11 protein-coding genes are annotated in these 11470 nt (G+C 27.2%); all 11 read right to left on the bottom strand.

What is annotated here, in order from left to right; genetic code table 11:
• A partial coding sequence (locus tag G507_RS16695; protein WP_035665962.1) for a hypothetical protein occupies positions 1–294 on the bottom strand: 294 nt, incomplete at its 3' end.
• Positions 295–827: 533 nt separating this feature from the next.
• A complete protein-coding gene (locus G507_RS0109040; protein ID WP_026717193.1) occupies positions 828–1553 on the bottom strand; it encodes a hypothetical protein in 726 nt (241 codons plus the stop codon).
• Between the two features lie 144 nt (positions 1554–1697).
• Positions 1698–2285, bottom strand: coding sequence for a hypothetical protein (locus tag G507_RS0109035; protein ID WP_026717192.1), 588 nt, complete (start codon positions 2283–2285; stop codon positions 1698–1700).
• 12 nt (positions 2286–2297) lie between these two features.
• Entirely contained in the window at positions 2298–3806 is a 1509-nt protein-coding gene (locus G507_RS0109030) for a hypothetical protein (RefSeq protein ID WP_026717191.1), read from the bottom strand.
• A gap of 1017 nt (positions 3807–4823) precedes the next feature.
• Positions 4824–6641: a T9SS type A sorting domain-containing protein gene (locus tag G507_RS0109025; protein WP_026717190.1), complete on the bottom strand. Its 1818-nt coding sequence runs from the start codon at positions 6639–6641 to the stop codon at positions 4824–4826.
• Between the two features lie 57 nt (positions 6642–6698).
• A complete protein-coding gene (locus G507_RS0109020) occupies positions 6699–7196 on the bottom strand; it encodes a hypothetical protein (protein WP_026976426.1) in 498 nt (165 codons plus the stop codon).
• Positions 7197–7212: 16 nt separating this feature from the next.
• Positions 7213–7737, bottom strand: coding sequence for a hypothetical protein (locus G507_RS0109015; protein ID WP_026717188.1), 525 nt, complete (start codon positions 7735–7737; stop codon positions 7213–7215).
• Positions 7738–7742: 5 nt separating this feature from the next.
• Positions 7743–8120 (bottom strand): hypothetical protein, encoded by a 378-nt coding sequence (locus tag G507_RS0109010; RefSeq protein WP_157496548.1) that lies wholly within the window; start codon positions 8118–8120, stop codon positions 7743–7745.
• Positions 8121–8657: 537 nt separating this feature from the next.
• Entirely contained in the window at positions 8658–9137 is a 480-nt protein-coding gene (locus G507_RS0109000; protein ID WP_026717186.1) for a hypothetical protein, read from the bottom strand.
• A gap of 180 nt (positions 9138–9317) precedes the next feature.
• Positions 9318–9875 carry a hypothetical protein gene (locus tag G507_RS0108995; protein ID WP_026717185.1) on the bottom strand — a complete coding sequence of 186 codons (558 nt, stop codon included), beginning with the start codon at positions 9873–9875 and terminating at the stop codon, positions 9318–9320.
• Between the two features lie 188 nt (positions 9876–10063).
• Entirely contained in the window at positions 10064–11101 is a 1038-nt protein-coding gene (locus G507_RS0108990; RefSeq protein ID WP_026717184.1) for a serine aminopeptidase domain-containing protein, read from the bottom strand.
• Between the last annotated feature and the right edge of the window lie 369 nt (positions 11102–11470).

The raw sequence follows: 11470 nt of genomic DNA, 5'->3' as shown, positions 1-11470 counted from the left end.
TGTTAAATCTCCAACTTTATTAAAAGGTCCCCATTCTTCGGATTTAATAAACTTTCCAAGTACTAAAAAAGTTTCATCAAATGTGATTTTATAAGCATTATTATCTTTGTCAACTTTTTCAAAATGATTTATTTCCATTTTTTGATTACTATTTAAATCAGAATGAGTAATCATTAGACCACAAAATTCATTGTCAGAATATCCTTCGAAGTAAATTATGTAATGATAACCTTTTGTTAGTTTTCTATTTGTAGCTTCTAAAATATTCCCTTTACTAAAATTATTTGAATTCATTATGATTTTCGTTTTTTTGGTAAACTAACCGCTAACGTTGCTCGGCTTTGCGCAGTGGCGTTGATTGTACACTGAACACAACAAACATAAACAAATATTTAGATTAAAAACAACCCTTTATAATAAAAGACCATACCCAGCCATTGTGCAAAACCGGTGTTGTAGGTTGCACTTTTTTTGACACACTAAACATCAGATTTAAAGAACTAACTATTAATATTTGAGAAGTTGCTATAATTCAAATAGCGGAAGCCATATATTTAAATGCGGAAGCTATAATTCTAAATGCGGAAGCCATAATTTTAAATGCGGAAGGCATATATTTAAATGCGTATGCCATATTTCTAAATGCGTATGCCATAATTCTAAATGCGTATGCTATAATTCTAAATGCTTATGACATAAATCTAAATGATGTAGCAAGAAATCTAAATAGGGTAGTGAACTATCTAAATAATAATTACAAAAGACTTATTGCGTGAGCAATAAGTCTTTTTGTTTTTAGCTTTTTTTAAGCAGTACTCAAATTATATTTATGATTTTTTGAACTTTATGCCACTAACTTGGTCATATTGCGGACTACTTGCTCCGAAAACTGACTTAACATACTTTTTAACTTCACTTGCGGTTTTAACAATTCCGCTTTCGCTTGTGTATAAAGTTTCGTTTCTTGAAATTCTTGAATTACTAATGTTTGTGTAAGCAGTTGCAACAGCAGTATTTTTTGTATTAAGGCCTGTAATTTTTGTTGTTAATGTTGCAACTTGTAATTCGGTTTCGTTTGGTGTGTAACTTGGCTCGGCTTCTAAAACAGATTTAAGACCTGAAAAGTGTTGAATTAATTGGTCGTAAGATTGTTGGCTCGTAGAAATTGTGTTTGGTGCTGGTGCGTTTGGGTCGGTTGGTGTTTGCGTAGAAGACGCTTTTTTACCTTGCATTTTGCGGTTAAAACCTTTTGCGTCGTCGATTGTTTCATCTGAAGCATCGGTTGTTTGAAGTGCGTTTACTAAACGAGTAGATAATGATTTTAGATTGCCGAAGGCAATCATACGTTCATTTACTTTGTTGTTGTAAGCGGTGTTTTTTGTAATTACATCAGTTAATTTTGTTTCTGCCGTTGCTTTTAATGCAACAAGTTGAGGCAATTTTAAACTGTTTTTTGACGGATTGTAGGTTGCACCATAACCAGTAACAAACTCAATTAAATCTTGAAAGTTTGCTACATTTTTTGCGTGACCTACTTCTGATGTTGATGCCATAATAAAAATGTTAAAGAGTTAAAGATAATTCAAAATTATATAAAAATATTTAGATATTTATTAAATAAGTTTAAATTATAACATCAAAAAGACTTATTGTTCATACAATAAGTCTTTTTGGTGAGCTTACTTTAATTATTTATTCTATTGTCTTGTTAAAACCAAATCTACCATTGGTAAAAACATTGGAATATCATTTTGATTTTGATAATTTGTACAGTCTAGATAATTATATTCATCATAACTAAAATCTTTGTAAATGATTTGATTAGGATTTGTTGAATCTTTTACTAATGTGAAATCAGCACTATTATAACAATGGTTCTCTTTGTCATATAAACCAAAATAGAATTCATCACCTACAATAACATTACCATTTATAATATAATCTTCATAATTTATATTAGATGATTCGTCATAAATAATAATATTATTATTTAAATTAGTTACTTTAAGTTTACCTACAACCTCATCTTTATATTCATATCTTCCACTAGGGTAAGATCTATAATTTTGTGCAAATTTGATAAATGTAAAAGTGTATTTTTTATTATTTGAAATACCTTCCCAAGTACCCAACCAAAAAATAAATTCGTTATCAATATCTTTAGCATAGGCACCATTATTCATTTCATATGATGGTGTCCTTAATGGAACAATTTGCGAGACTTGACAGTTTGCATTTAAACTGATTAAAACTAATGCTAAAATTTTATATATTGTTTTTTTCATTTTTAATATTTTTTAATTACAAGGTTCTGTTTCTATTAAAGTGTTTGCCCATGTTTTTTTAATTGTTTTTCTAGACCATTTAATGTTAAAATTATTAATATCAGGGTCATTTTCATTTTCTATTTCTCCTTCAAATAAAGCAATTTTATTTTCTAGACCTGCATCTTTTAATCCTTGTAAAAACATTTTTTGTAAAGCATTTTTTCTTGCATTTTCTGTATTCCATATACTAATTATTTCTTTTGCTTCATCTTCAAATCTCTTTTTCCATTTAAATAAAAAATCTCTTTGTACGGCAGTAAATGGTGAGCTGTCAATTATGTTTATTGCAAAAATACCTTCATTTGATGCCATTACATGGAATGTGTCTAGTGGGTCTGTATTATTAGGTCTAAATGCAAACATTACTAAATATATATCTAGAGGAGAGAGCATTTTAACATTTTCATCATATGTTGTGCCGTCTGATTTAGTTTTTATACTATTATTATGGACATGTGTACCGTTTTTACTATTATCTGGATAAATTATTTGATGGTTATTATTATTAGTCCCATCTATTAAAGAGCTACCAACTTGACCAAAACCAGTTTCATGAGACAAACCATAATTATTTGTAAGTGCTTTAAATTTTTGTTTATAAGCTGAATTATTAGTATTGCTTTTTATTTTATCACAAGGAGACTCACCTTCTTCATAAATATATTCTATACAGTCTTTAACACAAACTGTTGGTGTTGTAACAGTTGTTCTTGGACCACCACCACTTCCTGTTGTTTGTGAAGGGTCTGAAGGGTTACCTTCACCACCACCACCACCACCAGAATTATCATTACAAGTAGATAATACTGATTCTGTTATGTAATGAGCAGGTGATGCAGCATTCCAGCCTGTTAGCAAACATTCACTATCTCCATAATTATGATGTTCACTACCTGTACAAGTTGTTGCTGCAACATAGGATGTTACTTGAACAAAACAAGGAAACTCTTTTGCGTTTAAGTTAGTTAATATATTTGTGTTTTCTATTGTTACTCTAGATATCTTATCTAACAAATTAATGTTTAATCCTTCTTTTAACATTTGTAATTCTTGTATTGTGATATCATATTGATACAAATATGTTTCATATTCGTTAGTCCCTTCTTTACTTACTACTAAATTTTCTAATAAATAAACACTACCGTTTGGTCTAATAACTTTAAATGTATAGGAGTGATAATTACCTGATTCAATAAAGGTACCAATTTCTGTATCAATAGAAAAATTATTGATTGTATCATTTATTATTTTATGGTTTACTTTACTTAAAGATTTGTCTTTTTTAGGGTTTGTTAATTTTGAGAATGCAATTGAATATTGATCAACATCGTTTAATGTTATTTTAGTAGTTTTAAAATCTCTTGTTTTTACGCTTTGCGTTCTATTATTTTCATTTAAGTCATAATCATCAACACATGATGAGATAATTATTCCTAATAAAAGTAATAATAGGATTTTTAAATTTTCTTTTTTCTTCATATTCAATGTTTATAGGTTACTTTTTTTATGCAACTTTAGTCATAATGTTGCTTAAATTAATTAAGAAAGTTTTTAAGTTAATATTTTTATACACATAAATAGTTTATTTATAAAGATAAAATTTATTATGTGATAAGAGTTTATTAGTTAAAATCATTTAATTTCTTACATTGTTTTGCTAAAGTAATGTTTTTTTGTAGTATTTCAATTACGGTTAAACCGTAAATCTTTCAAAACAGCACAAAAGACGTATTTAAACGAAGCTATATGCATTTTATCTGTTTTTTTTGTCAAATTATTTTATTACAATAATTAAACAATTTGAAAAATATGCGTTAATTTAATTATTTTTGAAATTATAATTATTATTAATACGTAAAGTGTAGCTCGAGTGTAACCTACAACGGGCAGCGGCTTTATGAAGTTGTGGGTTTTAGCTCTGTCCTTTACAAATATATAAATAATTTTGAATAAAAAGGACAGAACTAAAAAAGAACTGCACCCACAATTTCATAAAACCGCTTGTTGTGCGATTTTACTCTTCCAGATAAAATTTTAAAGTTAGGTCATAAGATTTCTAGTAAAACAATTTTAATGCATTTTGTTATAACCTTCGGCTATACGAAGTGTATTCAAATTTAAATTTCGAAAGCAATAATCTAGTTTTTAATAAGTTAAAACAAAAAAAGTATTGACTTTGTCATTTTTTTATTCTAACTTCGCTCAAGCTTTACAAGTATTTACTTTGAAAATGAATTTTCAGCAAATCCCATTTGCAAAAGCTTGAGACGTAATAAAACTACGTTTTCTTATTAAAAACTACCTTATTTACTTATTTTCGAAATGTTTTACAGGAATCTTGGGCCTAATTTCGCACAACGTTTCGCGGCTTTGTTTCAGTTGTGTGAAATTAATAACAAGCCATAACAAATATAGGCAAAACATTTAATAAAAAACAAACCATTCTAAAGAAAGACCAAGCGAAACAATTGAACAAAACCGTTGTTAGCAGAAGATTTAATTAATTATAATTTTTTTTGTAATTGAAACATTTTCTCCATCAGAAATTTTGGCTAAATAAATTCCTTTTGAAATATTACCTAAAGTTATAGTATTATATTTATTATTTAATTCTAAAGTATTTATTAGTTTTCCCGTAATATCAAATAATTCTAATTTTGAATTTGTAAAGTTATTGTTATCAAAAGTTATTTCTATAATACCATTACTTGGATTTGGAAAAATTGAAACCGAACTATAATTAAAATTTATAGTTGACAATGGTAATGGTTCAAAATGAGTAATAAAAATATTTGTAGCAGTAATTGGTGAGAAATTTATTAAATCAAAAACCATTTTATTTGATTGTAAAGCGTTTGAAGTAGAAATTTGTTCAAGACTTTGTGTGTTTCCAATAATATAAAAATTAGATGAACTACCAATTTTATAAGGTTGAAGTGAAGTATCAAATTCTTCATGAACACCACCATAATAAGAACCCCAAATTCTTTGATTTGTAGAACCATTAAATTTAACAAAAAACATATCTCTCGAATTTGTATTATTTGGGTTAATTTTAAAACCATCTGGAGTAGCTTTATCTATCATATTACTTTCTCCAAAACTATAATAATCACCTTGCGCATCAACAACAATATTTGAAATACCACCAGGTTGATTATTAGTGCTATTTAAGTTGCCTAAAAAAGTTGCATAATTACGAGTACCATTTTCGTTAAATTCAGCTATAAAAGCACTTGCACCATTATTAGTAGGTTGAAAACTGCCAGAAGTTGTAACATTTTGATTATTGGAATTACTTGATAATCCTGAAAAATACAATTTACTTTCAATTAAAGCAAGAGATTTATTGTTTGTTAATTCACTACTTGATCCACCATAGTATGTACCCCAAACTCTTTGACCGTTTAAGCTATTAAATTTGTTTAAATACAAATCAACACAATTACTTGGTGTTGGTTTAAAGCCATTTGAAGTGCCATAATATGTATTATAAGTATTATTTGGAGGACAATCAACTGTGTTACCTGAAACATAAACAGCGTTTGCGTCTGCAACAATAGAACGAATATTTGTATTCAATCCAAAATATGTACACCAAATTCTACTACTTGTCAGCGAGTTAAATTTAGCTATTATATTATTTGAAGTATTATTTAGATTTGTTTCTTGAAAAACATTTGTAGTTGATAGATTATTTGTAGTAGAAACACCAGCAATATATATACTATTGTTACGGTCATATGTTATTTTTAATATACGTCCTACATCGTTGAAACCACCATTACTAACAATTTCTCCTCCAATACCCCCATAATAAGTACTCCAAATAACTAAACCATTTTCATTAAATTTTGAAATAAAAAAATCACCATTACCTTGATTGTTTTCTTGAAAACTACCTACAGTACTTATATTTGTATTACTAAAAGTAACACCAATTAAATATAAATTATTATTTTCATCAATTGTTATATCGCCTACATAATCATCACTTTCACCACCAATAAATGTACCCCAAATAATGTTGCCTTGTGGACTAAATTTTATTAAAAATCCATCGTAAGAACCTCCGCCATAATTTTGATGATAAGAATTTGTGTTAGTAAAATTTGTTAGATTTGTTAAATCTGAACCCTTAATAGTTCCTACAATGTATAAATTACCCACATTATCGACTACACTTTTACTGAATATAAAACGTTCATCACCAAAATATGTACCCCAACTTCGTTGAAAGTTAAATTGTGCCGAAACATTATAACAATTTATAAATAAATAAATTACAAAAAGTTTTTTAAATATTGATTTCATTTTAGATTTTATTATAAACATCAACGATAATATTTATTATCGTTGATGTTTTGTTTATTATATGAAAACGTTTGTATAAAAATTAACATTTGTTGCTGGATTTGAATAATCGTAATAAACATCAAAACCAACACCAGGATATACTTCACTTGCTGTTAATGGAGTGAAATTATTCCAAGTACTACCAAATTGAAATATCATTCCTTTGTAAACTTGACTATTACCTAATGTCCAAGCAATATTTGAATTTAAATTTGTAACAGAAGTTGCAGAATTTAATCTTTCCCAAATATTTATAAATGGAATACTTGAAGGTGAATTAAAAGGAAAACGAAAAACGTTAGTTGTATTTTCTAATATATAAGAATCTCCTGGTAATATTGTTATACCACCGTATGGTTTACTATGAAATTCAGGATACATACCTGCTGTAGGTTTCGTGAATATATCATAAATAACTACAGAACTACTTGTAAAATTATAAATTTCTAAAGTTTTTTGTGCATAGTTATGCAAGCTAATAAATAGCATCGCAAATAATATTATTTTTTTCATAATCTTTTATTTAAATTTACATTATTAAAACAGTATCAATTATTGTATTACCTGAAGAAAAGTTGTCATAAAAGCTTTCCCAACCAAATGGAGACATAAAATATGGTTGAATTAATCCAATATCGCAACTTCCAAAAAAACTACTACCATTAAAAACAGATAGGTTTAAATAATTAAAAAACTGACTATTACCTAATATCCAAGCGGCATTACTTGAAATATTTGACCAATTGCTATTACCACCCGGAACTGCTGGTGCTAAAACTCTACGCCAATTAGTTATTTGAGGAGAACTATTTGGAGAAAAAAATGGAAAACGAAATTGATTTGTAGCATTTTCTATAAAATATGAATCACCTGGTAGAATTTCTATAAAATTTGGAGAAACACTTGCATACCAAGGATAATTTGTTGTGAGTGGTTTCGTCAAAATTGTATTTATTCTGACTGTGTAGGTTGAAAAATTATAAATTTCAACAGACTTTTGACTGTGTATTTGTAAACTAATAAAGAATACAAAAATTATAAATAATTTTTTCATCCTTATTATTTATTTGAATTTTTATACATTTCAGTTAGCTTTTTAGAATAAGCTTTCATTGTTACTCTAATAATTTCATCAGTTGACTGATTAGTTTTTTTAGATAAATCATTTTCGCCTATTGAAACTAAAAGATTTTGAGCATCTTGAGTAACTTTTTTTTCTAAATCAGTATTAGTTTTTGCACTCATTTGACCATTTTGTGTTTCTCTTTTAGCTTGAAACCAAGTTTTTAAAGATGCTTCAAAATCTAACATTTCGCTGGTCTTCGCAAATTGGAATGTACTCACAGTTTCTTCTCTAGTAGTTACTTCTTCACCACAAGAAGTAAACATAAATGCTGATAATAATATTACAGTAAAAAATAGTTTTGTTGTTTTCATAAGCGATATTTATACCTTATTATTAATACGTATTAGCGTAAGGACGATAACTTTAGGTACAATTTTGGATTTAAGTTAGCTTTGTACCGCCCTGTTGAAAAAAATCAACTTTTTGATTTTACTAACCTTTCATATTTCTTTGAATGAATTCAATGTATCTCCAAATGATTTGTCTGTTTAGTAAAAAATCTATCATTAAAATTGTAAAGAACGTAACTTATTCTTACAAAAATAAATAATATTTCAATACAAAAACCATATTGTTAATAAATATTCTTGTAATTAACAATATTTACGGCAAAACTGTAATGTTTCAATCATTTTTTTAACGATATGATATGTTAATAATTAAAAAATATTTGAATATTACGAGATTTTTCTAAAATTTTCTGCTAACGTTGCTCGGCTTTGTTGCAGTGGCTTTGATTAAGCACAGACCAAAGCAAATATAAAACAAATTTTCGACTCATAGAGGTTTTTCCGAAGGAAAAACCAAGCCTAAGCCATTGAACAAAACCGATGTTAGCGGAAGACCATTTATAATTTAATATTATTTTCAATTTTCAAATGAGACATTATATCCCAGAGTCCTGATATTTTTGTAAACCAACCATTTTCTCCATCATTTATTCTGATGCCATAAACACCTCTTTCGTCTAGTTGTGCAAAAACACTAATTGCACTTTTTAGCGTTAAAACTAAAATAAAAGTTGAGCCATCTTTAGTTTGAAAGTTTCCTTTTTCTACTGCATATTCATTTGCTTTTTTATTATCCGTGAAAGCAAAAATCCAAGGAACTTCATCAACAATTCCTATAAATGGTTTTGGATTTTCAATGTCACAGTTGTTAGATACTATGAAAGATAATTTCTCTAATTTGAAAAAAGATTTATATAATTCGTTTAAATCATCTACACTTCCAGAATTCCTTGCTTTTTCAACTAATATATCAAAATTAAGTTTTTCTGTATTTTCACTTGATTCTTTATTCCCAAATAATTTGTTAAAAATTCCCATTTTATTCTATGTTTTTTCGGTTTTTTTTGGTTTTCCGCTAACGTTTAGTGGCTTTATAAAGTGGCTTTGATTAGACACAGACCAACACAAATATAGACAAATTTTCGATTCATAGAGGTTTTTCCGAAGGAAAAACCAAGCCCAAGCCATTTTATAAAACCATTGTTAGCAGACGTTTTTTTAATGATTATATAGACATTCAATGAGAGTTTTGAAATCTCCAGAATTTTTATATTCTACATCATGTTCTGATTTCGCTAAACCATATTGAACAATTTTTGACAATAGTAATTTGGCATGAAGTTCTTCGTCAATTAAGACTGAACCTTGAAGAATGTAACCATAATGTGGTACTAAATTACATTTTAGCCGAATATCTGGATATCTTAAAATTTCACCATTTTCTAATTTAAAAAATATTCCTTGCATATCATCATTGCAAAAGCCTGACATGTGATAAAAGTTTATATTGTATTCAAAGATTTCATTCTTTTCTGTTCTTGATACGGTCAAATTTGGAAGATTAAAACTATTATTCTTAAAGCCTAATGTTGTTATTCCTTGTAATTCTTGCTTCTCAACTTGTAAGTCTTCACAATTTATAATTCCAAGTTTAGCTCTTTCAGATTTTTGTTTAGATAATTCCTTTTTCTCTTCAAGTTTTCTTTGTCTTTCTTCTTTAGCATTTTGCCCAAAAACAGAAATTGATATTAAAAATATAAATATAAATTTTGTCATAATTTGCAGTGTTAAGTTCTTGATTTATTTACGTTTACTGATAATGTCTGCTAACGTTTAGTGGCTTTATAAAGTGGCTTTGATTAGACACAGACCAAAGCAAATATAGACAAATTTTCGACTCATAGAGGTTTTTCCGAAGGAAAAACCAAGCCCAAGCCATTTTATAAAACCATTGTTAGCAGATGTTAATTTTTTTGAATCCAACTTATTATTTCATCTTTTGCAGTTTCATCAATTTCATACATATTTTTTTGTGATAAAACTTCTTTATTTAAATAATGATTAAGTCCTTTTAAAATAATAATTTTAATTTTATCATTATTAAATGATTCTAATTTATTTGTTTCTGAAATAGGATCAATATATTTATCTTCTGAACCAATTATATAAAGCATTGGAATTTTATTGATTTTATAAATATTTTCAAAATCTTTTTTAACAATATGTTTTAATGAGTTTAAGTTGCAATAATAAAAACGATTATAATTTTTCTTTGTATAGCCTTTTTCTTTTGCTTTATTAAGCGCTTCTTTTGAAATTTTTAAATCTTCTTTCCAATCATTTTCTGTTGATGTACCACCAAAAGAATTATGAAAAATATCCATTATTTCCAACTTTTTTGCTTGATTGTCAAAGATTAATTCATCTTCAAATTTATTAATTCCTGTTTTTAATTGATATTTTAGAAACTCACCATTTTTCTGAACAGGTGTTGACCATTGGATTAAAAAATCTGGTTGTATGTTTTTTTCTAAAAGTCCCATTGTTACCATTCCACCTTGACTATGACTAATTAATCCAATTCTTTTATTTAAAAATTTAGAATTTTTTCTTATACTGTCATAGATTATAATTAAATCATCAGTCATATCGGTTATAGTATAGTTTGCAGTATTATATTTTCCGTCGGATTTTCCGACTCCTCTTTCATCATAACGAAATACAGCTATATTTTTTTCTAAAAGACTTTGAGATAATAAATAGTGACTATTTCTTGTATCCATACCTGAACCTGGAACAATAATTACAATTTTATCATATTCCTTTTTTGGTTTGATTAAAGTTCCAAATAATTTTAAATTTTCTTTTGAATTCTTAAATTCAAAGTCACTAGAATCATAGTTTTCAATATCCTTAATTTTCTTTTCATAGTCAAGTATATCTTGTCCTAAACAAGAATTTGAATAAAATAGTAAGATGACTATTGTCTTTATTACGCTCATTTTTTTTTTAATTTCTGCTAACGGTTCGCGGCTTTATTTCAGTTTTGCTGATTAATAACCAAGCCTTAACAAATATAGACAAATTTTAGATTAAAAAAATTCCAAAATAGAAAAAAACCAAGCTTGCAAAATTGAATAAAACCGTTGTTGTGGTTTCGTGGCTGTTTAAATTCAAATTGCGTCAATTCAGAATGAATTTATGTAAGTTGAATTCAAACTCTCAACACAAAGATCTTCTATAAACAAATTCACGCAAAATATTCACACAAACTTTTCGACAAAGTTCAGTTTTTTGTTTTTAAAATGATTTTGATGATTAAATGATTTTCACAAACTTTACGTTAAAAACTAAATTTTTAATGATTTAAT

Source organism: Flavobacterium gelidilacus DSM 15343 (genome assembly GCF_000422685.1).
GTDB classification, from domain to species: Bacteria; Bacteroidota; Bacteroidia; order Flavobacteriales; family Flavobacteriaceae; genus Flavobacterium; species Flavobacterium gelidilacus.
Note: the sequence above shows the minus strand (reverse complement) of the source record. Positions and strands in the feature narration are given on the sequence as shown.